Raw genomic sequence first — 25,961 nt, forward strand, 5'->3', positions numbered from 1 at the left:
AGGAGGAACCGTGCGACATCCCTTTGTCAGCTTGTTAGTTACTTTGGCGGTGCTTGTCACCGCCGGGTGTGGTTTTCGCCTGCATGGCACTGCGCAGGTTCCGGATCAAATGAAAACCATGATCCTGAACTCGAGTGATCCAAATGGCCCATTGGCGCGTGAAGTTCGCTCACAGCTGCGCCTTAACGGCGTCACGCTTGTTGAGGATACCGGTACGGGTGTTCGCAAGGACATTCCGTCCCTTCGCTTGTTGGGTAGTGCAATGGGCCAGGATACCGCATCCATCTTCCAGGATGGGCGTACTGCGGAGTATCAAATGGTCATGACGGTATCAGCACAAGTGTTGATTCCGGGTGAAGACATCTACCCGATCAGTGTCAAAGTGTATAAATCATTCTTTGATAACCCTCTGACGGCATTGGCAAAAGACGCCGAGCAAGAGTTGCTGATCAAAGAGATGTACACGGCTGCCGCCCAACAACTTATTCGTAAGTTGATGACGGTGCATGCTGCTGAAGTTAAAGAGACTCAAGAAGCCGAGAAACCGGTGACTGGCACGACTTCGACTCAAGCCACATCAACAAGCCGTACGTCGACCACGCTTTCGGCTGCGTCTGGTAGCCAATGATTCGGTTGTACCCTGAACAACTCCGCGCGCAGCTCAATGAAGGGCTGCGCGCGGCGTATCTGCTACTCGGAAACGATCCGCTCTTGCTTCAGGAAAGCCAGGATTCGATTCGCCAGATGGCGAGCACTCAGGGCTTTGAAGAACATCATACCGTCCAGATTGACGCCAGCACTGACTGGCAAGATCTGTTCTCAATTTGTCAGGCGCTAAGCCTGTTCGCCAGCCGCCAGACTCTTCTTTTGTTGTTACCTGAAAACGGTCCGAACGCTGCGATTAATGCACAGTTCGAAACGCTGGTGTCTCTGTTACACGACGATATTCTGCTGTTGGTGCGCGGTAACAAATTCACAAAAGCGCAGGAGAATGCCGCATGGCTGGGTAAGCTGGCCGATCGTAGCGTCCTTGTGACCTGCCAGACCCCTGAACAGGCTCAATTGCCACGCTGGGTATCACAACGCGCGAAACAGATGAACCTGACGCTTGATGACGCGGCTAATCAACTGCTGTGTTATTGCTACGAAGGTAACCTGTTGGCGCTGTCGCAAGCGCTGGAACGTTTATCTCTTATATGGCCTGATGGCAAGCTTACGCTTCCCAGGGTCGAGCAAGCGGTAAACGATGCGGCACACTTCACCCCTTTCCACTGGGTTGATGCGATTTTGGCGGGCAAAAGTAAACGCGCACTGCATATCCTTCAGCAGTTAAGGCTGGAAGCCAGCGAACCGGTAATTTTACTGCGCACGCTGCAACGCGAGTTACTGCAACTGGTAAACCTCAAACGCCAGTCAGAAACTACACCGCTGCGCACTTTGTTTGACCAGCAACGCGTGTGGCAAAATCGCCGCGCACTGGTGACTGAGGCGCTTAATCGTTTATCTGCCGATCAGCTTTATCAGGCAGTTCGTTTGCTGAGCCAAATCGAACTGACGCTAAAGCAAGATTATGGACAATCGGTGTGGGCTGATCTGGAAGGGCTGTCCCTGCTGCTGTGTCATAAAGCCCTGCCGGAAATTTTCACGCATGGCTAACAGCGCATCACGTTTAACGGCCTTGTATGGCGGGACCTTCGATCCCATTCATTACGGGCATTTAAAACCGGTCGAAGCATTGGCAAAACAGGTGGCATTGCAACAAGTCACCATCATGCCGAATAACGTCCCCCCGCACCGCCAGCAGCCATTGGCGAACAGCCAGCAACGCAAAGCCATGGTTGAACTCGCCATCGCCGAAAAGCCGCTGTTTCATCTGGATGACCGGGAACTGCAACGTGAAACCCCGTCGTACACCGTTGAAACGCTGGAGCAATTGCGTGCAGAAATCGGAGCGACGCAGCCGTTGGCATTTATTATTGGCCAGGATTCTTTGCTGAATTTGCAACGCTGGCATCGCTGGGAAACGCTGCTGACCTTATGCCATCTGCTGGTTTGCCAGCGCCCAGGTTACTCATTGACGATGAACACGCCTGCGGAACAACAATGGCTTGATGCACACCTGACGTCGTCCGTTGAGCAGCTTCATGCGCGGCCTGCGGGTAAAATCTACCTGGCACAAACGCCGATGTATGACATTTCGGCAACCAACATTCGCCAGCGCTTAGAGCAGCATCTGCCCTGTGATGACCTGCTCCCCCCTGCCGTGGCTGAATTTATACGCCAGCACCACCTTTATTGCTAATCACTCGCCGCAACGCATCCAGTAATTTGTCGTTATCCGCCGGGCTTTTGATTGCCACCCGATAATACCGCGCATCGAGCCCCGGATAATTGGCGCAATGGCGAATCAAAATATTCTCTTCCAGCAGCAATCGTTGCAGCTCGAAACCGGGAATATCACAGCGCATGAAAATATAGTTGGCCCGTGGCCGCCATACTTTAATCCCAGGCAATGCGTTTAAGCCATTAAACAGGCGAGGTTGTTCGGCACTCAGCCAGCGGTAGCTTGCCTCAATATACTTATGGTCGTTTAGGATAACTTCTCCGGCCAGAGCAGCGAATGCGTTAATCGTCCAGGGTTCTCTCTGCTGCCGAATTCGGTTTACCATTTCCGTATCCGCACTCACCATATAACCCAGTCGCAGCCCGGCAATAGCAAAAAACTTGGTGAGCGATCGCAAAACATAGAGTTTCGGGAAGCGTAATAAATCCGGAATTAAGCCAGCCTCTTCCGGCATAAAGTCGAGAAAAGCTTCATCCACTATTAAGGAAATACCGTTTTCGCAGCAGCGTTGGGCAATGGCCAGCAGCAATCCGTTGTCCAACATTAGCCCGGTGGGGTTGTTCGGAGTGCACAAAAACAGACAATCAAGCTCGGGCGTTAATGCCTGAAGAAATGACTCATCAGGTTGCCAGTCATTTTCTTCAGAAAGATGAAAATCGGTGATTTCACAGCCGGCTCGCGTTAATGCACGACGATATTCAGCAAAGCCAGGCGTTAATAACAAAGCCCGACGAGGTGCAAGATGCTGTACCAGATTAAATATCAGCTCTGTTTCGCCGTTGCCTGCAAGCACCCATTCTTGCGGGACTTGATGATGACTGGCCAACGACTGGTGCAAAGCGCTGTATTCAACGTCGGGGTAGCGTTCTGCCAGTGCCAGGTTCTCAACGATCGCACGCTTTAATGAATCAGGCATGCCGAGCGGATTTATATTCGCACTAAAATCGATTAGCGAACTTGCATCGACACCCATCACCGCTGCCGCTTCAATGATATTGCCACCGTGCTGGCTGCTAAACGCCATACTTCCCCCAACAAAACAGACTTCGTAACATGAAGCGCAATGATACACTTATGCTAATGCCTGCCACAGCTAACGTTTTTGTGAGGAACGGATGAAATTATGGTTAGTTCGCCATGGGCAATCCCAGGCAAATGTAGACGGACTGTACAGCGGCATTTCCGAAACTCCGCTCACCGAACAGGGTATCATCCAGGCACAAGCCGTTGGCAATTTACTAAATCATGTTGAATTTGAAAAAGTGCTTTGCAGCGAGTTGGGGCGCGCGCAGCACACAATGCAGCTGATCCTTCAGCAACGCCGTGTCCCGGTGATTACCGAACCGCGCCTTAATGAGATGAATTTTGGCGACTGGGAGATGTGTCACCACCGCGATTTACAGCGTGTTGATGCCAAAAACTATGCCGCCTGGTGCGAAGACTGGCAAAATGTAGTGCCAAAGAATGGCGAAGGTTTCCAGCGGTTCGCTAAACGGGTCAGTGAATTTGCTGCATCGCTCTCTTCACAACCCAAAGAAGAGAATCTTCTGATTGTTAGCCATCAGGGGGTACTGAGTTTGCTGATTGCTACCCTACTCAACATGCCTCCAGCCTCGCTGTGGCATTTTGTGATAGAGCAAGGTGCATGGAGCTGCGTTGAAATTCACGATGGCTTCACCACGCTTAGAACCCTTAATAATCGAGCTATTTATCACCCTGTATCATAAGTTGAATGCGTTACAGTTATCGTCAACCATTGACACTACAGTCCAGGCTGTTATGCTCCGCTGCCATAATTTCCTGCCCGCAAGCATGACTTTCCAAAATAGTTTTACAAAAATGGCGATGCAAACCAGGCTACTCGGTGGGATGATACCCCGCTTTGAGTGCCGCATTGCTGACTTGTCAGTAAGACTGCCCCATCCATTGGGTTAAATGCGGGCTATTTCGAACACACTCTACTTTTCCCAGGGGGAACACTTGCAGGGTAAAGAATTTCAGAATTTCATCGTCGATAAAATTGACGACCTCAAAGGCCAGGACATCGTTGCTTTGGATGTTCAGGGTAAATCAAGCATCACTGATTGCATGATTATCTGTACCGGCACTTCTAACCGCCACGTTATGTCTATCGCAGAACACGTCGTAGAATCATCCCGCAAAGCCGGTTTTGATGCGCTGGGTGTGAAAGGCATTAACGCAACTGACTGGGTCGTTGTTGATCTCGGCGAAGTTATCGTCCATGTGATGCAAGAAGAAAGCCGTCAGTTGTACGAACTGGAAAAGCTCTGGGGTTAATACGTGAAGCTGCAATTAGTCGCAGTTGGCACCAAAATGCCTGACTGGGTACAAACCGGCTTTACCGAGTACCTGCGTCGTTTCCCAAAGGATATGCCATTTGAACTGGTAGAAATCCCTGCGGGAAAACGCAGTAAAAATGCCGATATCAAACGCATTCTCGAAAAAGAAGGCGAAATGATGTTGGCAGCGGCCGGCAAGGGCAACCGAATTGTCACGTTGGATATCCCAGGGCAACCATGGGATACCCCGCACCTTGCCGTGCAACTTGAACGCTGGAAACAGGATGGTCGAGATGTCAGCTTGCTGATTGGCGGCCCGGAAGGTCTGGCCCCTGCGTGCAAAGCCGCCGCAGAGCAAAGCTGGTCGCTCTCCAATTTGACAATGCCGCATCCTTTGGTGCGGGTGTTGGTGGCTGAAAGTCTGTACCGCGCGTGGAGCATTACGACCAACCATCCTTATCACCGTGAGTAGATATCGTCGGGTAGAACTAAGCTTCGGATGAAATTACAGAATTCTTTTCGTGACTATACAGCTGAGTCTGCGCTATTTGTGCGCCGGGCGCTGGTCGCGTTTCTCGGTATTTTGGTGCTAAGCGGTGTGCTTGTCGCCAACCTTTATAATTTGCAAATCGTCCGTTTCACCGACTACCAAACTCGCTCCAATGAAAACCGCATAAAACTGGTTCCAATCCCGCCCAGCCGCGGCATTATCTACGATCGCAACGGCACGCCACTGGCGCTCAACCGCACTATTTATCAGGTTGAAATGATGCCGGAGAAAGTGGATGACGTGCAGGCGACGCTTGAAGCACTTCGCTCGGTAGTGGATTTAACCGATGACGATATTGCCAACTTTAAAAAAGAGCGATCCCGCTCGCATCGTTTCACCTCTATTCCGGTCAAAACCAACCTCACCGAAGTGCAGGTTGCGCGTTTTGCCGTTAACCAGTACCGCTTCCCGGGTGTTGAAGTTAAAGGCTATAAACGCCGTTTCTACCCGTATGGCTCAGCGCTGACGCACGTCATAGGCTATGTTTCCAAAATCAACGATAAAGACGTGGAACGCCTCGATAAAGACGGCAAGCTGGCAAACTACGCCTCAACGCATGACATCGGTAAGCTCGGAATCGAACGCTATTACGAGGACGTTCTGCACGGCCAGACGGGTTATGAAGAAGTTGAAGTGAACAACCGTGGTCGTGTGATTCGCCAGCTCAAAGAAGTGCCACCGCAAGCCGGGCATGATATTTATCTGACGATTGACCTTAAACTACAGAATTACATTGAAACCTTGCTCGCGGGAAGCCGTGCCGCAGTCGTGGTCACTGACCCTCGTACTGGCGGTATTCTGGCGCTGGTTTCAATGCCAAGTTACAACCCGAACCTGTTCGTCGATGGTATCTCGAGCAAAGACTATACCGGTTTGCTAAATGACCCCAATACACCGCTTATCAACCGTGCAACGCAAGGGGTTTACCCTCCAGCCTCTACGGTGAAACCGTATATGGCCGTTTCCGCGTTAAGCGCCGGGGTTATCACTCGTAATACTTCGCTATTTGACCCAGGCTGGTGGCAGTTGCCGGGTTCTGAAAAACGCTATCGAGACTGGAAAAAATGGGGCCACGGCCGCCTGAACGTCACCAAAGCGCTTGAAGAATCTGCAGATACCTATTTCTACCAGGTCGCCTATGACATGGGCATCGACCGCATGGGCGAGTGGATGCGCAAGTTTGGCTATGGGCATTACACGGGTATCGACCTCTCTGAAGAGCGTTCCGGCAATATGCCAACACGTGAATGGAAACTGAAACGGTTTAAGAAACCCTGGTACCAGGGCGATACCATTCCTGTCGGTATCGGTCAGGGCTACTGGACTGCGACGCCTATCCAGATGAGTAAAGCGATGATGATTCTGATTAACGATGGCATCGTTCGCGTTCCGCATTTCTTGATGAGCACCGTCGAGGACGGCAAAAAAGTACCGTGGCAACAACCAGTTCAGCCGCCGGTGGGCGACATCCATTCTGGATTCTGGGAAATTGCCAAAGATGGTATGTATGGCGTTGCCAACCGTCCTAACGGTACAGCTCATAAATACTTCGCTAACGCGCCGTATAAAGTCGCAGCTAAATCAGGGACAGCACAGGTCTTTGGTCTGAAAGCCAATGAAACCTATAACGCCCATAAAATTGCTGAACGCTTACGCGATCATAAATTAATGACCGCGTTTGCTCCTTACGATAATCCACAGGTTTCCGTCACCATGATTCTGGAAAATGGCGGCGCAGGCCCCGCTGTAGGCACCATCATGCGTCAAATCCTCGACCATATTATGCTCGGCGATAACAATACGGTTCTGCCTACTGAAGTACCCGCTGTAGCGAGTGCAGAGGATCAATGACCATGACTGATAATCCAAATAAAAAGTCGTTCTGGGATAAAATCCATATCGACCCGCTTTTCCTTGTGACCATCCTGGCGCTGCTTATCTTTAGTGCGCTGGTTATCTGGAGCGCCAGTGGCCAGGACATGGACATGATGGAGCGTAAGATTGGCCAGATCCTGATGGGGCTGGTGGTGATGATCGTGATGGCACAGATCCCTCCCCGTGTTTACGAGGGTTGGGCACCGTACCTGTATATCGTCTGTATCATCTTGCTGGTCGCGGTAGATGCGTTTGGTGCGATATCTAAAGGTGCGCAGCGCTGGCTGGACCTTGGGGTGGTTCGCTTCCAGCCTTCGGAGATCGCCAAAATCGCGGTGCCGTTGATGGTTGCTCGCTTTATTAACCGTGATGTTTGCCCGCCGACGCTGAAAAACACCGGTATCGCCCTGATCCTTATTTTCATGCCGACGTTACTGGTTGCTGCTCAGCCCGATCTGGGAACGTCGATTCTTATCGCCGCTTCAGGTTTGTTCGTACTGTTCTTATCCGGTATGAGCTGGAAACTGATTGGGGTTGCCGTCCTTCTGCTCGCCGCGTTTATTCCGATTTTGTGGTTCTTCCTGATGCATGATTACCAACGTGCTCGCGTCATGATGCTCCTTGACCCAGAAAGTGACCCACTCGGTGCGGGCTATCACATAATTCAGTCTAAGATTGCTATTGGCTCTGGTGGTTTGCGAGGTAAAGGCTGGTTGCACGGAACCCAGTCTCAGCTTGAGTTTTTACCCGAACGTCATACCGACTTTATCTTCGCAGTACTGGCCGAAGAGTTAGGACTGGTGGGTGTTTTGGTGTTACTGGCGCTCTATCTACTGTTAATTATGCGCGGCCTTGTGATTGCGGCTCGCGCTCAAACCACCTTTGGTCGTGTTATGGCCGGTGGACTAATGTTGATTTTATTCGTATATGTGTTTGTTAACATTGGCATGGTTAGTGGTATCTTACCCGTGGTCGGAGTACCTTTGCCGCTGGTGAGTTACGGGGGCTCGGCACTCATTGTTCTGATGGCCGGGTTTGGTATCGTGATGTCGATACATACCCACAGAAAAATGTTATCAAAAAGCGTGTAAGTGGATGAGGTGGGTAATGGTAAAGCGTTGGCTTGGAGTCTGTGTAGTAGCTGCATTACTGGCTGGCTGCTCGTCTGATGATGGCGACCAACAGCAAGTGGATCAGCAACCGCAACCGGCTGTATGTAATGGACCGGTTGTTGAAATCAGCGGCGCAGACCCGCGCTTCGAACCGTTGAATCCTTCGGTAAATCAGGATTACGAAAACAACGGTAAGAGCTACAAAATCGTGCAGAACCCGGCGAATTTCAGTCAGGCCGGTCTTGCTGCCATTTATGACGCAGAACCGGGTAGTAACCTGACCGCGTCAGGCGAAACGTTTGATCCGTCTGCATTGACCGCTGCACACCCGACACTCCCGATCCCAAGCTACGCGCGAATCACTAACCTCGCGAATGGCCGTATGGTTGTCGTGCGCATCAATGACCGTGGTCCATATGGCAACGACCGTGTGATTTCATTGTCTCGCGCCGCAGCAGATCGACTGAACACCTCAAACAATACCAAAGTCCGTATCGACCCGATTCTGGTGGCGCAAGACGGCACCATGTCCGGCCCTGGTACGGTTTGTACGACGATCGCTAAACAAACTTACGCCCTGCCCGCTCGTCCGGATTTAAACACGGGCATGGGGAGTGCAACTTCTGCTCCGTCTGATGCCCCTCAGGGTGATGTTCGCGCCATTAGTAACTCCACGCTGCAAAGTGAAGATACAACCGGTGCTCCAATCAACAACAGTGGTTTCCTCGGCGCTGCAACACCGCTGGCTGCGGGCGTAATTGAGAATGACCAGCCTGACGCTGCCGCAACACAAACTGTGACAGCCACGCCTGTGCAACCAAGCGCGCCTGTTACCGCGCCGGGTTCAGTTCAGGGCAGCGTACAGTCTGCCGCTCCTGCTGCCACAGCCTCCGGGCATTACGTGGTTCAGGTTGGCGCGGTCAGTGACCAGACGCGTGCAACGCAATGGCAGCAAAAACTTAGCCAACAATTTGGCGTGCCGGGCAAGGTTTCCAGTAATGGTGCCATGTACCGTGTACAACTTGGGCCGTTTAGTAGTAAAGGCGAAGCTGCTGCACTACAACAACGCTTGATGAGCGAAGCCCAACAGCAATCTTTCATCACTAACGCACCCGCTATGTAAGTGGTTGTGTCTGGCATCCGTCCTGCGTCAGTTAATGTAAATTTCATTAACAATTGATGCGCAAAGACGGATGCCAGCAAAAATCGCTTTTGCTATAGTAAGGCACTTTTTTTTATTCCTATCATGGACGTCGTTGTTCTAATCATGAATACAGCCCCTTCTTTTCGTTTTTTTAAACGCCTGGCGCTTAGTACAGCCCTAACTCTTTCGGCGATGGCTGCTGCACACGCTGACGACCTGAACATTAAAACCATGATCCCAGGCGTTCCGCAGATTGATGCTGAAGCCTACATCCTGATTGATTACAACTCCGGGAAAGTTCTGGCTGAATCGAATGCCGATACTCGCCGTGACCCCGCCAGCTTGACCAAAATGATGACCAGCTACGTCATCGGTCAGGCAATGAAAGCCGGTAAATTTAACGAAAGCTCGATTGTGACTGTTGGACAGGACGCATGGGCTACGGGTAATCCAGTCTTCAAAGGTTCATCTTTGATGTTCCTTAAGCCGGGTATGCAAGTGCCTGTCTCACAACTGATTCGTGGGATTAACCTGCAATCAGGTAACGATGCTTGTGTTGCTATGGCCGATTTTGTAGCAGGAAGCCAGGATGCATTCGTCGGTCTGATGAACAGCTATGTTTCAGCTCTGGGCTTGAAGAATACCCATTTCCAGACCGTACACGGCCTCGATGCGGAAGGTCAGTACAGCTCTGCGCGTGATATGGCGCTGATTGGTCAGGCGCTGATTCGCGATGTGCCAAACGAATACGCTATCTACAAAGAAAAAGAGTTCACCTTCAACAATATCCGCCAGACAAACCGTAACGGCTTGTTGTGGGATACCAGCCTGCAGGTTGATGGCATCAAAACCGGCCATACTGATGCTGCGGGTTATAACCTGGTGGCTTCAGCAACCGAAGGCCAGATGCGCCTGATTTCCGCAGTACTCGGCGGTCGCACCTATAAAGGTCGCGAAACTGAAAGTAAGAAACTGCTGACCTGGGGCTTCCGCTTCTTTGAAACTGTTTCTCCACTGAAAGCAGGTAAAGAATTTGCCTCTGAGCCAGCCTGGTTTGGCGACAATGACCGCGCATCATTGGGCGTTGATAAAGACGTTTACCTGACGATCCCACGTGGCCGCATGAAAGACTTGAAAGCCAGTTATGTGCTTAACACCACCGAACTGCACGCGCCACTGCAAAAAAATCAGGTTGTTGGGACCATCAACTTCCAACTGGATGGCAAAACTATCGAACAGCGTCCTTTAGTGGTGCTGCAGGAAATGCCGGAAGGTAACTTCTTCAGTCGTATCATTGATTACATCAAACTGATGTTCCACCATTGGTTTGGTTAATAATTGAACACTTGAAAGTGTAGAAGTCATCCCCATATACTATGAATCAAAGCAACTCCCGCCCTGCTGGCGGGAGTTATCATTTTTAATGCCGTAACGCTGGAGCTACCATGAAAACCAATCTGAAAGAATTGCTCGAATTCCCGACCTCCTTTACTTATAAAGTGATGGGTCTGGCGAAACCTGAGCTGGTTGATTTGGTCGTTGAGGTGGTGCAGCGCCACGCACCTGGTGACTACACCCCACAGGTTAAACCGAGCAGCAAAGGTAATTACCACTCTGTCTCGATTACCATTAATGCGACCCACATTGAGCAAGTTGAAACCCTGTACGAAGAACTGGGCAATATCGAAATCGTTCGTATGGTGTTGTAATCTGCGCCCGGCCTTCTGGCCGGGTACTGCCTTTTCTCGCTGTGATATACTCCTTCCACTTTTCAACCTGCCGGAGACGATGTTTTGTCTCAAGATACTATTCAAATCCGTCAACTTGGCCTGCAGCCTTACGAACCGATTTCGCAGGCAATGCATGACTTCACAGATACCCGAGATGAAACCACTGCCGATGAAATTTGGCTGGTAGAACACGAGCGCGTATTTACACAGGGCCAGGCAGGAAAAGCTGAACACGTACTGGTTCCCGGCGATATCCCTGTCATCCAAAGCGATCGCGGTGGCCAGGTGACCTATCACGGCCCGGGTCAGCAAGTTATGTACGTGCTGCTTAATCTGAAGCGTCGCAAATTGGGCGTTCGAGAACTGGTCACAATCCTTGAGCAGACCGTGGTTAACACGCTCGCAGAATTGGGAATAGAAGCCTATCCCCGCGCCGACGCGCCAGGTGTCTATGTTGATGGGCGTAAAATTTGCTCTCTTGGCCTGCGCATCCGCAAGGGATGTTCCTTTCACGGGTTAGCATTGAATATTGATATGGATCTCAGCCCATTTTTACGCATCAATCCTTGCGGTTACGCCGGGCTGGAAATGACTCAGGTGAGTTCACTGCGACCAGGCGTATTGCTTGAAGATGTTCAACCTTTGCTCATCAATAACTTTATTACATTACTCAATAACCCATCAGTTAAATATATAACCGAATAATATTACCTGTTTCTATAACTGCACCTCTAACGGTGCGGTTATAAAATAATATATTATTCAGCAGCACTTTACTTTATGGTAAGTTTTGTATAATTTCCCTTGGTTAAATACATGTCCCCTTGCCATATTCATTCAGGAAGGTACCCTCCACGCTCAATAATAATGACTTAAACATTTACGCACTGAATAATTAAGTCTCTTCATCACCTCTGCAATATTGTTAGTAATAACTAAATATATAGTTTAGCCATAATTAAAATATAATTATTGAATTATACAATTTGAATGTATTTCAGCATGGTTACACCAAGGAGAAAGGTTTCATGGAAAGAGATGAGAAAAATCATTATCCAACGTTCAAGGCATTACGCGGTATCGACCTTAACTTATTAACCGTTTTCGAAGCAGTCTACATACATAAAGGGATCGTCAATGCGGCGAAGGTGTTAAATCTAACGCCTTCAGCGATTAGTCAGTCCATACAAAAATTGAGGGCAACTTTTCCTGACCCACTGTTTATCCGTAAGGGGCAAGGTGTCACACCGACCGCCTACGCCGCACATTTGCATGAGTATATTAGCCAGGGACTTGAGTCAATTCTGTGCGCGTTAGATGTCAATAATAACTATGATAAAGAGCGTATTATTACCGTTGCGAGCGCTCCCTCCTCGGGCGCATTATTGATGCCACGAATCTATTCAGTGATTCAGAAAGTAAATCCAAAATTATCTGTTCGGAATGTGCCAATAGCTGAGAATCAGCTATCACAATTCCAGGCTGATATTGCGCTCGATACCCGTCCTCATCATGGCCCCGGAATCAGTAGCTACAAACTGTATGATGACCACCTTGTCGCGGTATGCCGTCATGACCATCCGAATGCAGAATTAATTCTCTCCGCTAATAACCATGAGATGAATTATACCTTTTTGATTATGCAGGATGATCTGGTGGTCGATACTCGCCAATTGATTAACGAGATCTTGCCTAACCGCCAGGTCAGGTTCAGCAGCTATAACTTTTTAGCTATCGCTTCAATGCTTAGCAACAGCGACCTGATTGGCTTTATGCCATACAAAATATTTGAAATGTTTTCAGGCCCTTTCCAACTTAAAACAGTGGAGCGTGAGAAGTTTTCAACTGTCTCGCTTGCCACCACCATGCATTTCAACAAACTCAGCACCCGCGATCCAATATTGCAAGAAGTCATCGAGGCCATCATCCACGAATTTGAAGAAGTGTAGTCATTTCGACCTCGCAGCGCTCGCTACGAGGTCGATTTGCCAATTGTTAACGTAGCAAACCGCACAAACCAACAACTCATTTACAATTCTTTCCCTGTTTTACTGCTCTGTCAGGCAGATTTATCCCCTTCACTGATGGTATACTTCGCGCGTTATTAAAAAATAGTTGATAAATAAAACATTCTATTAGCCTGAATTCGTTATACCCAAGTGACTTCAAGAACCAGGTAGGCGGCAAACGTGAGCAGCCCCCTGCTTCCTGAAGAACGACGGGTATATCAGCAACTGGAACACGTACGATATGAGTAAACCCATTGTAATGGAACGCGGCGTCAAGTACCGCGACGCCGATAAGATGGCTCTGATCCCGGTTAAAAACGTGGTGACCGAGCGCCAGGAGCTGTTAAGAAAGCCGGAATGGATGAAGATCAAACTTCCATCTGATTCGACCCGAATTCAGGGTATCAAAGCGGCAATGCGCAAAAATGGTCTGCACTCTGTGTGTGAAGAAGCTTCCTGTCCTAACCTGGCAGAATGTTTCAACCACGGAACGGCAACCTTTATGATCCTTGGCGCAATTTGTACTCGCCGCTGCCCGTTCTGTGATGTTGCTCATGGCCGCCCTGTCGCGCCAGACACCAATGAACCGGCTAAACTGGCACAAACCATCGCTGACATGGCGTTGCGCTATGTGGTTATCACGTCTGTTGACCGAGACGATCTCCGTGATGGTGGTGCTCAGCATTTCGCTGATTGCATCAGCGCTATTCGCGAGAAGAACCCAACGATCAAAATTGAAACGTTGGTGCCAGATTTCCGTGGACGTATGGACAAGGCTTTAGAGATCCTTACCGCCACGCCACCAGATGTGTTCAACCACAACCTGGAAAACGTTCCGCGCATTTATCGTAAGGTTCGCCCAGGCGCTGACTACAATTGGTCACTGAAACTGCTGGAGCGTTTTAAAGAAGCGCACCCAGACATCCCGACCAAGTCAGGTTTGATGGTAGGTTTAGGTGAAACGAACGAAGAAATTGTGGAAGTTATGCGCGATCTTCGCCGCCACGGCGTCACAATGCTGACCCTGGGCCAGTATTTGCAGCCGAGCCGTCATCACTTGCCGGTGCAGCGTTATGTCAGTCCAGATGAGTTCGAAGAGATGAAAGCAGAAGCGCTGGCGATGGGCTTTACCCATGCAGCTTGCGGCCCGTTTGTTCGTTCTTCATACCATGCGGATCTGCAAGCCAAAGGCATGGAAGTCAAATAACGATGTAACAAATTGTTACTTTTGATTTGTGCTACAGGCAAAAAAAACCGGCTCATTAAAGGCCGGTTTTTTTTATTGCTCGTCGAAAGCTGAGACGCAATCAGTCTTTGTGCGTAATACGGTCAGTTGTTTCATCCGTATTGTTGACAGACTTCGCGCTGGTCTCGTCGTCACTCATGGCTTTCTTGAAGCCTTTGATTGCTGAGCCGAGGTCGCCGCCGAGTGTGCGCAACTTCTTGGTGCCAAATAATAAAACAATCAGCACACCGACTACCAACAACTTTGTAATACTAATCTCACCCATAGCAACCTTCTATAATCATGCGTGCCGTGAATACGGCGAATAATACACTGAGACAATTAACGGTCATTTTCACTTGCGATACAATAGCAACCTGTAACAAGTTGAATCAAGTGATGCTCAAAAATTAATCACAGCAATTGTGGTGAAGCGAAACGCCGGTTTTTCAGTACCGGTAGCATCGCTCGTACATCAGCAAGGTGCTGGCTTTCCAGTTCAGCGTAGATCAGTGCCGGGCGCTGATTTGCCGCCGCAACAACAACACCCAGCGGATCAACAACCTGGCTGTGACCAATATTTTTATTACCGCACTCACCGGCAGCCACAACATAACTGGTGGTATCGAGTGCTCGAGCGGCCAGAAGAGTGGCCCAGTGCATTTCTTTATTGGGACCGCGCAGCCAGGCCGCTGGCAGGACTAAAACGTCTGCACCTGCTAAAGCCAGACTTAACGCCATTTCTGGAAAACGCACATCGTAACAGGTCATCAATCCGACTTTAAAGCCCGCAACATCAATCAAAGGCGGCATACTTTCTCCCGCATCAACCAGCCGGGATTCCTGTACGTTAAACGCATCATAAAGATGGAGCTTCTGATAACGGGCAATGACCTCACCATCACGGATAGCCAGCAAGGTATTGGCCGCCCGTCCAGGTGTGGTTTTGATATGCAGTGTCAGGATCGTAGTCATTTGATCATGGCGGCTCTGTTCGCAAAGCGGCGCGATAAACGCTTCATTCACCGTTTGTGCCGATTTTACCGACAAATCCGGATCGTTATCGTCACGCGCCAACACCGCCTCGGGTAGTACCAGCAAATGCGCTCCTGCGTTTTTGGCCCGCTCCATAAGCCCGATACAGGTCTGTACGTTTTCCTGCCAGTCCTTACTCACCGCAAACTGCCCTACTGCAACTTTCATTGTAGTTTCCCAAAAGGTCGCGAATATTTTTAGTATACCCGGTGTGAAACGCCCCGTGCTGACGTTACACTCATTCTCTTTCGCATTATAAAGAACAGGAAAATATCGTGTTGCAGATGCTATTAGCCGTGTTTATTGGCGGCGGAACGGGGAGCGTTGCGCGCTGGTTGCTCAGTATGAAACTCAATTCCGTGCATGGTGCCATTCCTGTGGGGACGTTGACTGCAAACCTGGTAGGCGCGTTTATTATCGGTCTGGGTCTGGCGCTGTTCACCAAAATGACACATCTTGATCCCGTCTGGAAATTGCTGATAACCACTGGTTTTTGCGGCGGCCTGACAACGTTTTCGACCTTTTCGGCAGAAGTCGTGTTCCTGCTTCAGGATGGGCGTCTGGCATGGGCGGGATTAAACATGCTATTGAACCTCGCAGGCTCACTGATTATGACCGCCATCGCATTTTGGTTAGTTTCTTCGGCATACGGCCACTGATCCGCAACGCGTTAAGGTTAGCTTAATTTTTGTCTGCCACTCTGTTTGAAAAATAGCGTGAGACAAAACGATGAAAGAACGTGTTGCTGAGTGGACAGCGGTGCTGGTAAGCACGCTGATTGTGGTGTGCTTCGTAAAAATTTACTTATTTTCCTGAATTTAAAGCAAAAAAAACCCGCCTTGGCGGGTTTTTATATTCTACTGGTAATGACTTAGATAGGCATTACGTTTGCAGCAGATGGGCCTTTGGCACCGTTAGTGATTTCAAACTCAACGCGCTGACCTTCAGCCAGGGTTTTGAAACCATTGCTCTGGATTGCAGAGAAGTGTACGAACACGTCTTTGCTACCATCTTCCGGAGTAATGAAGCCAAAGCCTTTTGACTCGTTAAACCACTTAACGTTACCTTTAATCTTAGACATCTAAATTACCTTTACATGAAAAACGACACAAATGCTGTGTCGAACACCAGTACACCAATTGTGATGGATTTTGTCCAGCCTAGAATTGCTAAAAAGTGAGAAAATTTGCTACCTCTTTTAAAAAATGTGCAGCAGCCCGTATTTTCAAACATCAGTTAGCAAACATCTCGGTTTGGATTGATTCCGGCTTGTGCAGAAAATCAGAATTGGAAGCGTAGCCAGGCGAAGTAAACGTTACCGTTGTTGTAAGTTCCGGGGATATAGGTCATCTGGAAGGTCGCCGGGCCATATCCGACCGATGCCAAAGGCAAAATTACCGGAATAGGTATGTAGTTCCAGTTGTCGCGCGCCGTGGCTCCCAGCGTATAACCCAGCCCGAGGTGGAAGTTGTCATCCGTTAACGGTCGCCAGATTTTTTCCCAGCCGTATCCCCCAATCGGTTCCCATTTATTAAAGGAATCTTTAAACACCATCAGATACAAACCATGCCAGTTCCCACTGTCATCCCAGCGGGTCTGCCCAAACCCAATGCCCCATGGCCTTTCGTTATACCGGTCTGTTTTTTCTTTATCGTAGGCGAAGCGGGCATGCCAGGTGATCGCCGGAACATATAAGTCATAATGTTGCGGTTCATTCCAGGTTTGTGAAACATTGTCAGACAAGGTATTCCAGGCGTCACTCAATACCCCATTTTGATTAGCCATCGCAGCAGGCGCAATCATTATGGGTGAGATGAAAATAATAAACGAAAAGATAATTTTATTTGCTAGTGACACATTGATTTCCATTTCTAAATACAAAGTACAACTTAACAAATTGTATATTAACCAAACCTAAATAAGCGCCTGGTAAAATCCTAAACATGCCCTCTTTTGCTTATGATTAAGGCAAAAAAATGCCCCAATCATTTTCAGAAAATCAAAAATGACTGGGGCAAGCTTCTCTTATTTATGTCTTTTTAGTAATACATACATCGCAGGAATCACCAGCATCGAAAGCAATGGCGCAGTGATCATCCCGCCAATCATTGGTGCAGCGATACGGCGCATGACTTCTGAACCGGTGCCATCTCCCCACATTATCGGCAACAAACCCGCCATAATCGTCGCGACAGTCATGACTTTTGGCCTGACACGCAATACAGCACCTTCATGAAGCGCACGCATTAGCATCGGTTTTCCTCCCAACGGTTCGAGCGCTTTATGCCTCGCAATGGCTTGATTTAAATAAAGTACCATTATTACGCCAAATTCAGCTGCCACTCCTGCTAAAGCAATAAACCCTACCGCTCCGGCAACGGATAAATTGTATCCAAGTAGGTAGAGCAACCAGACTCCACCTATTAATGAGAACGGCAATGTCCCCATTATTAATAATGCATCACTCACTCGCGAAAATGTCACGTAGAGTAAGACGAATATAATTACCAGCGTGAAGGGTAAGACTATTCTTAATTTAGCGCTCGCACGTTCCAGATATTCAAATTGACCAGACCACGATAATGAAATGCTATCCGGTAATTTTACCTGTTGGTTAACCGCTCGCTGCATATCCTCCACGGCTGATTTTAAATCTCTTCCACGCAAATCAACATAAACCCAATTCGATAAACGGGCGTTCTCACTTTTCAGCATCGGTGGGCCATCAGTAATGCTGATATCGGCGAGTTCAGAGAGCGTAATCTGGCTGCCATTTGCGGTGATCACCGGCAAATTTTTCAGTTTTTGAACGTTATCACGAACTTCTCGCGGGTAACGAACATTGATTGAATAGCGCTCACGCCCCTCGATTGTTTCGCCAATATTTTGCCCACCAATGAGCGATGCCACCAGCGATTGCAACTCTTTGACCGACACGCCATAACGCGCAGCTTTCAGCCTATCGATATTAATATCCACATAACGTCCCCCGCCAAGTCTCTCCGCGAGTGCAGACGTCACACCAGGAACCTGCTTCACCACCCGTTCAATTTGCTCAGCCACTTGTTCGATATCAGCAATATTGTTGCCATTCACTTTGATACCGACCGGGCTTTTGATGCCCGTTGCCAGCATATCCAAACGGTTGCGAATCGGCGGTACCCAAACATTAGCGATGCCGGGGACTTTGACTACGCTATCAAGCTCGTTGACTAGCTTGTCCATCGTCATTCCCGGGCGCCACTGGTCGCGAGGTTTAAAGCGAATGGTGGTTTCTATCATTGTTAAAGGCGCAGGGTCGGTTGCAGTATCGGCACGTCCTGCCTTACCAAACACCGTCGCCACTTCCGGAACTGTTTTGATGAGACGATCGGTTTGTTGCAGTAAACGCCCGGCCTCACGAGCTGAAATCCCCGGCAATGTGGATGGCATATACAGCAAATCGCCTTCATCCAGCGGCGGCATGAACTCACTACCGAGGCGACTTAACGGCCACAATGTCGCCAGTAAAACGGCTCCGGCTATCACCAGCGTAGTTTTCGGGCGCGCCAGCACTTTATCCAACAGCGGTTCATAAGCGGCAATCAGCCAGCGGTTAACAGGATTGGCTTTTTCATCAGGTATTTTCCCACGAATGAAATAGCCCATCAGAACCGGCACCAGTGTAATCCCCAGCCCCGCAGCCACGGCCATAGCGTAGGTTTTGGTGAATGCCAGCGGTGAGAACATCCGCCCTTCCTGCGCTTCAAGGGAAAACACCGGAATAAATGACAACGTGATGATCAATAAACTACAGAACAACGCAGGCCCGACTTCAACGGCTGCTTGTTCCGAAATGCGCCAATAGTCGGCACTCGTGGGCTGTTTGTCAGGATTGTCATGCCGCCATTGTTCCAACACTTTGTGCATGTTTTCGATCATCACAATGGCCGCGTCGACCATCGCACCAATCGCAATCGCAATCCCGCCCAACGACATAATATTGGCGTTCACCCCCTGGTAGTGCATCACAATAAACGCACCCAAAATCCCCAGAGGCAAGGTGATCATCGCCACCAGCGCCGAACGGAAATGGAACAAGAACAGCGCGCAGATCAGTGCCACGACGATGAACTCTTCCAGCAACTTATGGGAAAGCGTTTCTATCGCATTTTCAATGAGGTGTGAGCGATCATAGACCGGAACAATTTCTATTCCCGCTGGCAAACTCTTTTGAATTTGCTGAAGCTTCGCCTTCACCGCATTAATGGTATCCAGCGCATTTTTCCCGTACCGCATGACGATAATGCCGCCTGCGACCTCGCCTTCTCCGTTAAACTCAGCCACCCCACGGCGAATTTCTGGCCCCATCCGCAGCGTCGCGACATCGCTGAGCATTATCGGAACACCTTCTCGCGTGGCGATAACCACCTGCTTAAAGTCATTGAGACTTTTCAGGTAACCGGCGGTGCGCACCATGTATTCGGCCTCACCCATTTCGATAACCGAGCCGCCACCTTCCTGGTTTGCGCTCTGTACCGCATTGATGACCTGTTCATGGGTTATATTCAGCGCACGCATACGTTGTGGATCGAGCACAATTTGATACTGCCGCACCATGCCGCCAACACTCGCGACCTCCGAAACGTTCGGTACCGTTTTAAGCTCAAACTTTAGCGTCCAGTCTTGCAGCGCACGTAAATCCGCAAGGCTGTGTTTGCCCGTTCTGTCCACCAGCGCGTACTCATACACCCAGCCAACACCGGTCGCATCTGGCCCCAGCGAGGCTTTGGCCTCCGCTGGCAGTTGTGACTGAACCTGGCTTAAATATTCAAGAACCCGCGAACGCGCCCAGTACGGATCAGTGCCATCTTCAAACAAAATGTAGACATAGGCATCGCCGAACATCGAAAAGCCGCGCACGGTTTTCGCCCCCGGCACTGAAAGCATAGTGGTGGTGAGTGGATAAGTGACTTGATCTTCAACTACCTGTGGCGCTTTGCCCGGGTAGTTGATACGAATGATCACCTGCACATCCGAGAGATCCGGCAATGCATCCAACGGCGCACGCTGAAGTGACCAAATCCCCCACGCCGCCATCATGATTGCCGCCAACAGCACCAGCAGCCGATTTTTAAGAGACCAGCGAATGACAGCGGCAATCATTTCATCGCCCCCGTCATTGGCATCAGGTGAGTAATCACCGCACCGTGTTCGTCATCCAGGGTGAAGCTAAACATCACACTGTCCCCCACTTTAACGCTTTGCGCGTCGACCGCGGACGTCAGTGCGAAATCCATGGTCATCGCGCCCCATTTGAGTGCCGCAATCGGCTTGTGGGAAAGCGTAATCGTGTCATCCGTTATTTCTTTCACTACGGCTTCGCCCTGATATTGAACCGTGGTGGTGGCGGTTTTTTCCTGTGGAAGCGCGCTACGAAGGCTTGCCTCCGAATCAATCAGGAATTGGCCGGACGTGACGACTTTATCGCCCTCTTTCAATCCTTGTTTAATCTCCACCCACCCGTTTTGAGCGCCACCAACCACGACATTGACAGGGTTAAAATGCCCGTCATCCTGAGTGACTAACACCCGGCTGGCACTACCGGTTTCAATTAATGCTTCTTCTGGAATAGCCAGCACTGGCGGCAGATTGAGCGGGTTCGCCAGTTTCACCTTAAGGTACATTCCTGGCTTGAGTTTCATTTGTGGGTTTTCCAGCACGACACGGGCTTTCAGGGTTCGGGTGGAGGTTTCCATATTTGGCAGCAATTCACTGACGCGCCCGAGGAAGGCTTCACCGGGCCAGTTATCGCTCGATGCCACAATCTCACTTCCTGGCTGCAGCACCTGCGCCTGAGATTGCGGGTAATCGATAACAATCCAGACTTTCTCGAGGCTGGCAATTTCAAACAATGGCGCGGTTGCCACGACTTGCGCACCTTCGCGCGTCTCCAGTTTGTTGATATAGCCAGCCTGCTTGGCTCTGACTGTCACGCGCGTTTGAGGTTTACCACTGCGCTCAACCTGGCGAATGATTTCAGCGGGCATGAACTGGAGTTGTAGCCGTTCACGTGCAGCGCTGGTTAACGCACTGTCTCCCAAACGCCGCACGGCGAGATATTCTTGCTGCGCTGCCGTCCATTCAGGGATCCAGAGTTGTGCCAGCGGCTCGCCTGCTTTTACAAATTGTTGTGGCGCATTAACAAACAACTTCTCCACCACGCCGCTGGCACTGGCGGGGATAATCTGCACGCTGCGTTCATCGGTTGAGACGGTAGCAAAAGCATCAAATTGATAATTGAGGGCTTTTTTCTCTACCACTGCCGTTTTTATCCCCAGATTTTGCTGCTGACGAGCGCTGACCGTCACTCCGCCATCTTCGGTGGTTTCATCGGCATAACGAGGGACGAGATCCATATCCATAAACGGTGATTTACCCGGTTTGTCGAAACGCTGGCCTGGCGTCATCGGGTCATACCAATAGAGAACTTTTCGTTCCGACTGAGCTGTCGGCATCGTGGTGATGGTGCTCTGTTTACCCGCGTAATATCCCACGCCAAGGGCTGCGGCGACCGCAAGGGCTAACAAAGAAATTTGCGTGATGGTTTTCATGATGGGTTGTTTTCCTGTGGCGTCAGGTAGCGTATAGCGGCCCAGGTTTCAGCCACGGTTTTTTCAGCGTTATGCGCGTTCAGTTCGGTATCCAGCAGCGTGCGGCGGGCATTGAGTAAGTCAGAGAGAGTCGATTGACCGGAACGATATTGCGCTTCAATCAGTGAAAGACGCTGGCGCTGCAAAGGCAAAATCTGGTCCTGTTGGCGCAGCCAGAGCGTTTGCGCAGCCTGGTACTGCGCCACTAATGTGCGAACCAGCGCAACACGTTCCCGGTTCGCGATGGCGAGTTGGTCATTGGCTTCCATTGAACGGGACATATCCGCCGCCAGGTCTTTGTCCTGGCGCTGTGATTTGAATAGCGGCATGTCCACGGTAAACATCACGCCCGCCATGTCATCGTAATCATCCGCACGATGGGCGTAATACACCTCAACGCCGACATTCGGTTTTGCCGCCACTGCCGATTGCGCCGAACGCGCTTTAGCAACATCCGCCTCACGCGCAGCCTCAATCACTTCCGGATGCTGGCTGACGCCTTGCTCCAGTACCGCAGGGTCAGCAGGCAAACGTTGGTAGCGCGGCAAATTACCGCTGACCGAGTCAATATTTTCACCTGTCAGTCGCAGCAAACGTGTCTGCGCCAGAACTACATCGCGCTGCGCGAGCGTCACTTTGTCCTGCATGTCTAAAAGCGTCATGCGGATATCCACCACGCTTGATGCTGGAGTGCTGCCGCTGGCCACCGTCGCCTTCTGCACGGCGACCTGGCGTTCGGTTTCGGCTACCAGTTTCTGTGCCGTCGCCAGCACTTTTTCTGACAACGCCAGATCCAACCAGGCCTGCGCGGTCGTTCGAAGCAACTCCGCTCGAATGACTTCCGCTTTCGCCGCACTACTGGCTGATTGCGCCAGAATAGTTTCAGCTTTACGGTCGCGTTTTTCCTCGCTGACGTAATCCTGCATGATGCCAATACGCTGCATGGTCATGCCTTCACGGGTAAATCGATGGCTGTTGTTGCCCTCAATCGGGACGTTTTCAATACCAAATTTCAATTTAGGATCGGGTAACTCGCGGGCAGAATCAGCCATAGCACTCAGCGCATTGCTCTGATTGCGGTTGGCGGAAAGTTCTGCTGAATAGTGCTCAGCGGCGGCCAGGGTCTGTTGCAGGCTGAACTCTGCCGCATTTGCGGCGAAGACAGGCACAGCAAGCAGCACCCCACCGAGCCATAAGCTCAGGGAATGTTGTCTCATCATTTCCCCCGTTACTTAGTCGGGGTAACTGAGGCGAGTTGGTAACCTTCAGCCTGTTGGCTGAAAGTGAAGTCCACCGCGTCACCGGCTTTAACCACGGGCAATGATCCGCTTTCAGGCAGGCTGAACGTCATCGTCATGGCGGGCCAGTTAAGGGCAGTGATAGGTTTGTGGGCAATAGAAATGGAATCGGCAGTGGTTTTCTTCACGACGCCCTGGCCATGATAAATTTCAGCCGCCATGTGATTTTCCATGGGCATGGACATCGCCATGTCATGGGACATTTCGGTCGACGCAGCATGAGCCACAGTGATGAAAGCAAATACGGACAGCGCAATAGCTGAAAGAGAACGAGCAGAAAAAATAGACATAAAAATCTCCAGAACTTAAGTCAAAGGACGGCGAAACGCCGGAATGCCCTAAATCGAAAAGGCATGAACCAAGACAGTGCTGGAGTTATTCTCTAAAACGACAAAACCGAATCGTGGCGGGAGGGCCTGTTGCAGGCGGTGATATTAAGGCAACGGACGATACCGTTTCATTACATTCAGGGACCACTAAAGCCAGAGTATTTGCCGTCGGCAAAGCAGCCAAAGAAGTGTGGCCGTTATCCTTTTGCATCACATCAGGAATACAGTGTTTCTCACACAACATTCCTTTCGTTTTCGCCAAATCTCGTGTGCTGTTCATCAGCATATGATCGCTATGCTGAATGGAAAGTGACTGCAAACTGATGTTTACCGGGCAGTCATGCGATGCCACTGCGACCTGGCTGTTGACAAACAGCCAGCCGAACGCCATCAGCAGCATCAAAAGATGCTTTCTGAAAAAGCGCAAACGGCTTGTCGACCAGAAAGTGGATTGCAAAATAGTGGCCTCAAATAAACGAGGCGCCAGTATAAGCATCAGGCCTTTCTATTTTGAAGAGATTTTTAATGGCTTTACATTTACACACAGGCAATGAATTAACAATTGCGTAATATATTTTTAATTAAATAGCCTCCAAATGGTTATTAATAGAACGATCAACTGTGTAAATAAATAACGCATATCAATAAGTAAATGTCATAATTGCAACACTGCCTACAAAAGTATGATGGCAGTCTCACGAAGCTTGCTAAATTTGATGCTTATCAGAAATCGCCGCCTTTGATTCAGGCAGATTGACACCGCTTTCGCAGACGGCTTTATACCCATCATACTTCAAGCTGCTTATGCGTTGGCTGCATCAGCTCACCCCAGTCACTTACTTGAGTAAGCTCCAGGGGATTCACTGCTTTGCCGCCTTCAAGCAACTTGAATTATTTTGGGTATATAACCGTTATTTTTTATTTTTCTGGCATGGCGTTACGTTCAGGTGCGGCCAACAGATGCCGAGTACCAAACGCAACAGGGGGCTTTAATGCTGACAACGATTGAATTACTTATTGGGGTTGTAGTGATTGTTGGTGTAGCTCGCTACATCATCAAAGGCTACTCCGCCACCGGCGTATTATTCGTCGGCGGCTTAACGTTACTGATTATTAGCGCCCTGATGGGCCACAAAGTATTACCAGCCAGTGCTGAAAGCACCGGTTACACAGCAACCGATATTGTCGAATATATCAAAATCCTGCTGATGAGCCGCGGTGGCGATCTCGGCATGATGATCATGATGCTGTGTGGTTTCGCCTCTTATATGACGCATATTGGCGCGAACGACATGGTCGTAAAGCTCGCGTCAAAACCGCTGAAACTCATTAACTCACCTTACATTCTGATGATTGCCGCGTATTTCGTGGCGTGCCTGATGTCACTGGCGGTCTCTTCTGCGACCGGTCTGGGTGTATTGCTGATGGCAACGTTGTTCCCGGTGATGGTGAACGTCGGTATTAGCCGTGGTGCTGCGGCTGCAATTTGTGCCTCCCCTGCTGCAATCATCCTGTCTCCGACTTCTGGCGACGTGGTGCTGGCTGCGAAAGCGGCTGAAATGACACTGGTTGATTTTGCCTTTAAAACCACCGTGCCAATTTCCATTGCTGCCATCATTGCGATGGCGATTGCCCACTTCTTCTGGCAACGCTATCTGGATAAAAAAGAGAACATTAGCCATGAAATGCTAGATGTCAGCGAAATCCAGACTACCGCGCCTTCTTTCTATGCCATTCTGCCGTTTACACCAATTATTGGTGTGTTGATTTTCGACGGTAAATGGGGTCCACAGCTGCATATCATTACTATTTTAGTTATCTGTATTCTGATTGCGGCAATTATTGAATTCTTCCGTAGTTTCAATACGCAGAGTGTTTTCTCCGGGCTGGAGGTTTGTTACCGCGGTATGGCTGATGCCTTCGCAAACGTGGTGATGCTGTTGGTGGCAGCGGGCGTGTTCGCTCAGGGCCTGAGCACCATCGGCTTTATCCAGAGCCTGATTTCCATTGCGACATCATTTGGCTCCGCAAGTATCATTCTGATGCTGGTGTTGGTCGTGCTCACGATGTTGGCCGCAATGACCACCGGTTCAGGTAACGCGCCGTTCTACGCATTTGTTGAGATGATCCCGAAACTGGCTCACTCCTCTGGCATCAACCCTGCGTACCTTGTGATTCCTATGCTGCAAGCGTCCAACCTGGGCCGTACCATTTCTCCGGTTTCCGGCGTCGTTGTAGCGGTAGCGGGTATGGCGAAAATCTCACCTTTCGAAGTGGTTAAACGGACTTCAGTACCGATTGCGGTTGGTCTGATTGTGGTGATTATCGCCACCGAGATCCTCGTACCATCCTCTGCAATCGTTGTGGGCGGCTAAACC

At 49.9% G+C, this 25,961-nt stretch carries 26 protein-coding genes; 16 read left to right on the forward strand and 10 right to left on the reverse strand.

The window, feature by feature from the left end:
- Positions 1–10 precede the first annotated feature (10 nt).
- From lptE to nadD, 3 genes are read left to right on the forward strand one after another with little or no spacing between them, the layout of a single operon-like run.
- Positions 11–628 (forward strand): LPS assembly lipoprotein LptE, encoded by a 618-nt coding sequence (gene lptE / locus RHD99_RS17720; protein WP_309875603.1) that lies wholly within the window; start codon positions 11–13, stop codon positions 626–628.
- On the forward strand, positions 625–1,656 hold the full coding sequence (gene holA, locus RHD99_RS17725; RefSeq protein ID WP_309875604.1) for a DNA polymerase III subunit delta: 1,032 nt from the start codon (positions 625–627) through the stop codon (positions 1,654–1,656). Before lptE ends, holA begins: the two co-directional genes overlap by 4 nt.
- Complete coding sequence (nadD, locus tag RHD99_RS17730) at positions 1,649–2,302, forward strand: nicotinate-nucleotide adenylyltransferase (protein ID WP_309875606.1); 654 nt, start codon at positions 1,649–1,651, stop codon at positions 2,300–2,302. The genes holA and nadD overlap by 8 nt, the downstream gene beginning before the upstream one ends.
- Here nadD and cobD read toward each other — a convergent pair.
- Positions 2,274–3,368: a threonine-phosphate decarboxylase CobD gene (gene cobD, locus RHD99_RS17735; protein WP_309875608.1), complete on the reverse strand. Its 1,095-nt coding sequence runs from the start codon at positions 3,366–3,368 to the stop codon at positions 2,274–2,276. The genes nadD and cobD overlap by 29 nt on opposite strands.
- Before the next feature lie 91 nt (positions 3,369–3,459).
- Here cobD and RHD99_RS17740 point away from each other — a divergent pair, with 91 nt between their 5' ends.
- From RHD99_RS17740 to lipA, 11 genes are all read left to right on the forward strand, one after another.
- Positions 3,460–4,071: an adenosylcobalamin/alpha-ribazole phosphatase gene (locus RHD99_RS17740; protein ID WP_309875610.1), complete on the forward strand. Its 612-nt coding sequence runs from the start codon at positions 3,460–3,462 to the stop codon at positions 4,069–4,071.
- 253 nt (positions 4,072–4,324) lie between these two features.
- A complete protein-coding gene (gene rsfS, locus RHD99_RS17745; protein ID WP_183271136.1) occupies positions 4,325–4,642 on the forward strand; it encodes a ribosome silencing factor in 318 nt (105 codons plus the stop codon).
- Positions 4,643–4,645: 3 nt separating this feature from the next.
- Positions 4,646–5,116 (forward strand): 23S rRNA (pseudouridine(1915)-N(3))-methyltransferase RlmH, encoded by a 471-nt coding sequence (gene rlmH / locus RHD99_RS17750; RefSeq protein WP_034456714.1) that lies wholly within the window; start codon positions 4,646–4,648, stop codon positions 5,114–5,116.
- A 27-nt stretch (positions 5,117–5,143) separates the two neighbouring features.
- Positions 5,144–7,045: a peptidoglycan DD-transpeptidase MrdA gene (gene mrdA, locus RHD99_RS17755; protein ID WP_183271137.1), complete on the forward strand. Its 1,902-nt coding sequence runs from the start codon at positions 5,144–5,146 to the stop codon at positions 7,043–7,045.
- 2 nt (positions 7,046–7,047) lie between these two features.
- A complete protein-coding gene (gene mrdB, locus RHD99_RS17760; protein ID WP_183271138.1) occupies positions 7,048–8,160 on the forward strand; it encodes a peptidoglycan glycosyltransferase MrdB in 1,113 nt (370 codons plus the stop codon).
- Between the two features lie 16 nt (positions 8,161–8,176).
- The gene (gene rlpA, locus RHD99_RS17765) at positions 8,177–9,304 is read left to right on the forward strand and encodes an endolytic peptidoglycan transglycosylase RlpA (RefSeq protein ID WP_309875613.1); all 1,128 of its coding nucleotides are present in this window, start codon (positions 8,177–8,179) and stop codon (positions 9,302–9,304) included.
- Between the two features lie 144 nt (positions 9,305–9,448).
- Positions 9,449–10,660 (forward strand): D-alanyl-D-alanine carboxypeptidase DacA, encoded by a 1,212-nt coding sequence (dacA, locus tag RHD99_RS17770; protein WP_183271140.1) that lies wholly within the window; start codon positions 9,449–9,451, stop codon positions 10,658–10,660.
- 110 nt (positions 10,661–10,770) lie between these two features.
- Positions 10,771–11,034 (forward strand): DUF493 family protein YbeD, encoded by a 264-nt coding sequence (gene ybeD, locus RHD99_RS17775; RefSeq protein ID WP_183271141.1) that lies wholly within the window; start codon positions 10,771–10,773, stop codon positions 11,032–11,034.
- 84 nt (positions 11,035–11,118) lie between these two features.
- Positions 11,119–11,760, forward strand: coding sequence for a lipoyl(octanoyl) transferase LipB (lipB, locus tag RHD99_RS17780; RefSeq protein ID WP_309875616.1), 642 nt, complete (start codon positions 11,119–11,121; stop codon positions 11,758–11,760).
- Between the two features lie 323 nt (positions 11,761–12,083).
- Entirely contained in the window at positions 12,084–13,004 is a 921-nt protein-coding gene (locus tag RHD99_RS17785; protein WP_309875619.1) for a YbeF family transcriptional regulator, read from the forward strand.
- Positions 13,005–13,305: 301 nt separating this feature from the next.
- On the forward strand, positions 13,306–14,271 hold the full coding sequence (gene lipA, locus RHD99_RS17790) for a lipoyl synthase (RefSeq protein ID WP_183271144.1): 966 nt from the start codon (positions 13,306–13,308) through the stop codon (positions 14,269–14,271).
- Between the two features lie 100 nt (positions 14,272–14,371).
- On the opposite strand, the gene tatE is transcribed toward lipA, so the two are convergent.
- Together tatE and RHD99_RS17800 are read right to left on the reverse strand one after the other, a co-directional pair.
- Positions 14,372–14,575 (reverse strand): twin-arginine translocase subunit TatE, encoded by a 204-nt coding sequence (tatE, locus tag RHD99_RS17795; protein WP_183271145.1) that lies wholly within the window; start codon positions 14,573–14,575, stop codon positions 14,372–14,374.
- A gap of 128 nt (positions 14,576–14,703) precedes the next feature.
- Positions 14,704–15,492: a deaminated glutathione amidase gene (locus RHD99_RS17800; protein WP_309875622.1), complete on the reverse strand. Its 789-nt coding sequence runs from the start codon at positions 15,490–15,492 to the stop codon at positions 14,704–14,706.
- A 107-nt stretch (positions 15,493–15,599) separates the two neighbouring features.
- On the opposite strand from RHD99_RS17800, the gene crcB reads away from it, so the two are divergent.
- A complete protein-coding gene (gene crcB / locus RHD99_RS17805) occupies positions 15,600–15,983 on the forward strand; it encodes a fluoride efflux transporter CrcB (protein WP_309875624.1) in 384 nt (127 codons plus the stop codon).
- Between the two features lie 212 nt (positions 15,984–16,195).
- On the opposite strand, the gene cspE is transcribed toward crcB, so the two are convergent.
- The 7 genes from cspE to RHD99_RS17840 form a co-directional block, all read right to left on the reverse strand.
- On the reverse strand, positions 16,196–16,405 hold the full coding sequence (cspE, locus tag RHD99_RS17810) for a transcription antiterminator/RNA stability regulator CspE (RefSeq protein ID WP_004100146.1): 210 nt from the start codon (positions 16,403–16,405) through the stop codon (positions 16,196–16,198).
- Positions 16,406–16,605: 200 nt separating this feature from the next.
- Positions 16,606–17,127, reverse strand: a complete 522-nt coding sequence (gene pagP, locus RHD99_RS17815) for a lipid IV(A) palmitoyltransferase PagP (RefSeq protein WP_374708493.1) — start codon at positions 17,125–17,127, stop codon at positions 16,606–16,608.
- A 222-nt stretch (positions 17,128–17,349) separates the two neighbouring features.
- Positions 17,350–20,469 carry an efflux RND transporter permease subunit gene (locus RHD99_RS17820; RefSeq protein WP_309875627.1) on the reverse strand — a complete coding sequence of 1,040 codons (3,120 nt, stop codon included), beginning with the start codon at positions 20,467–20,469 and terminating at the stop codon, positions 17,350–17,352.
- Complete coding sequence (locus RHD99_RS17825) at positions 20,466–21,917, reverse strand: efflux RND transporter periplasmic adaptor subunit (RefSeq protein ID WP_309875629.1); 1,452 nt, start codon at positions 21,915–21,917, stop codon at positions 20,466–20,468. The genes RHD99_RS17820 and RHD99_RS17825 overlap by 4 nt, the downstream gene beginning before the upstream one ends.
- The gene (locus RHD99_RS17830; RefSeq protein ID WP_183271435.1) at positions 21,914–23,173 is read right to left on the reverse strand and encodes a TolC family protein; all 1,260 of its coding nucleotides are present in this window, start codon (positions 23,171–23,173) and stop codon (positions 21,914–21,916) included. Before RHD99_RS17830 ends, RHD99_RS17825 begins: the two co-directional genes overlap by 4 nt.
- A gap of 11 nt (positions 23,174–23,184) precedes the next feature.
- Positions 23,185–23,544, reverse strand: a complete 360-nt coding sequence (locus RHD99_RS17835) for a copper-binding protein (protein ID WP_309875631.1) — start codon at positions 23,542–23,544, stop codon at positions 23,185–23,187.
- An 85-nt stretch (positions 23,545–23,629) separates the two neighbouring features.
- Positions 23,630–24,079, reverse strand: coding sequence for a DUF2946 domain-containing protein (locus tag RHD99_RS17840; protein ID WP_309875633.1), 450 nt, complete (start codon positions 24,077–24,079; stop codon positions 23,630–23,632).
- Positions 24,080–24,575: 496 nt separating this feature from the next.
- Between RHD99_RS17840 and dcuC the strand changes: the two genes are divergently transcribed.
- On the forward strand, positions 24,576–25,958 hold the full coding sequence (gene dcuC, locus RHD99_RS17845; protein WP_309875636.1) for an anaerobic C4-dicarboxylate transporter DcuC: 1,383 nt from the start codon (positions 24,576–24,578) through the stop codon (positions 25,956–25,958).
- The last annotated feature ends 3 nt before the right edge of the window (positions 25,959–25,961 follow it).

It is taken from the genome of Buttiauxella selenatireducens (assembly GCF_031432975.1).
Taxonomy (GTDB): Bacteria; Pseudomonadota; Gammaproteobacteria; order Enterobacterales; family Enterobacteriaceae; genus Buttiauxella; species Buttiauxella selenatireducens.

Excerpts from the sequence above, each read along its gene's own strand:
- holA (WP_309875604.1), top strand. The coding sequence starts at position 625 with ATGATTCGGTTGTACCCTGAACAACTCCGCGCGCAGCTCAATGAAGGG.
- nadD (WP_309875606.1), top strand. The coding sequence starts at position 1,649 with ATGGCTAACAGCGCATCACGTTTAACGGCCTTGTATGGCGGGACCTTC.
- cobD (WP_309875608.1), bottom strand. The coding sequence starts at position 3,368 with ATGGCGTTTAGCAGCCAGCACGGTGGCAATATCATTGAAGCGGCAGCG.
- RHD99_RS17740 (WP_309875610.1), top strand. The coding sequence starts at position 3,460 with ATGAAATTATGGTTAGTTCGCCATGGGCAATCCCAGGCAAATGTAGAC.
- mrdA (WP_183271137.1), top strand. The coding sequence starts at position 5,144 with ATGAAATTACAGAATTCTTTTCGTGACTATACAGCTGAGTCTGCGCTA.
- mrdB (WP_183271138.1), top strand. The coding sequence starts at position 7,048 with ATGACTGATAATCCAAATAAAAAGTCGTTCTGGGATAAAATCCATATC.
- rlpA (WP_309875613.1), top strand. The coding sequence starts at position 8,177 with ATGGTAAAGCGTTGGCTTGGAGTCTGTGTAGTAGCTGCATTACTGGCT.
- dacA (WP_183271140.1), top strand. The coding sequence starts at position 9,449 with ATGAATACAGCCCCTTCTTTTCGTTTTTTTAAACGCCTGGCGCTTAGT.
- ybeD (WP_183271141.1), top strand. The coding sequence starts at position 10,771 with ATGAAAACCAATCTGAAAGAATTGCTCGAATTCCCGACCTCCTTTACT.
- RHD99_RS17785 (WP_309875619.1), top strand. The coding sequence starts at position 12,084 with ATGGAAAGAGATGAGAAAAATCATTATCCAACGTTCAAGGCATTACGC.
- lipA (WP_183271144.1), top strand. The coding sequence starts at position 13,306 with ATGAGTAAACCCATTGTAATGGAACGCGGCGTCAAGTACCGCGACGCC.
- tatE (WP_183271145.1), bottom strand. The coding sequence starts at position 14,575 with ATGGGTGAGATTAGTATTACAAAGTTGTTGGTAGTCGGTGTGCTGATT.
- RHD99_RS17800 (WP_309875622.1), bottom strand. The coding sequence starts at position 15,492 with ATGAAAGTTGCAGTAGGGCAGTTTGCGGTGAGTAAGGACTGGCAGGAA.
- cspE (WP_004100146.1), bottom strand. The coding sequence starts at position 16,405 with ATGTCTAAGATTAAAGGTAACGTTAAGTGGTTTAACGAGTCAAAAGGC.
- pagP (WP_374708493.1), bottom strand. The coding sequence starts at position 17,127 with ATGATTGCGCCTGCTGCGATGGCTAATCAAAATGGGGTATTGAGTGAC.
- RHD99_RS17820 (WP_309875627.1), bottom strand. The coding sequence starts at position 20,469 with ATGATTGCCGCTGTCATTCGCTGGTCTCTTAAAAATCGGCTGCTGGTG.
- RHD99_RS17825 (WP_309875629.1), bottom strand. The coding sequence starts at position 21,917 with ATGAAAACCATCACGCAAATTTCTTTGTTAGCCCTTGCGGTCGCCGCA.
- RHD99_RS17830 (WP_183271435.1), bottom strand. The coding sequence starts at position 23,173 with ATGAGACAACATTCCCTGAGCTTATGGCTCGGTGGGGTGCTGCTTGCT.
- RHD99_RS17835 (WP_309875631.1), bottom strand. The coding sequence starts at position 23,544 with ATGTCTATTTTTTCTGCTCGTTCTCTTTCAGCTATTGCGCTGTCCGTA.
- RHD99_RS17840 (WP_309875633.1), bottom strand. The coding sequence starts at position 24,079 with ATGCTTATACTGGCGCCTCGTTTATTTGAGGCCACTATTTTGCAATCC.
- dcuC (WP_309875636.1), top strand. The coding sequence starts at position 24,576 with ATGCTGACAACGATTGAATTACTTATTGGGGTTGTAGTGATTGTTGGT.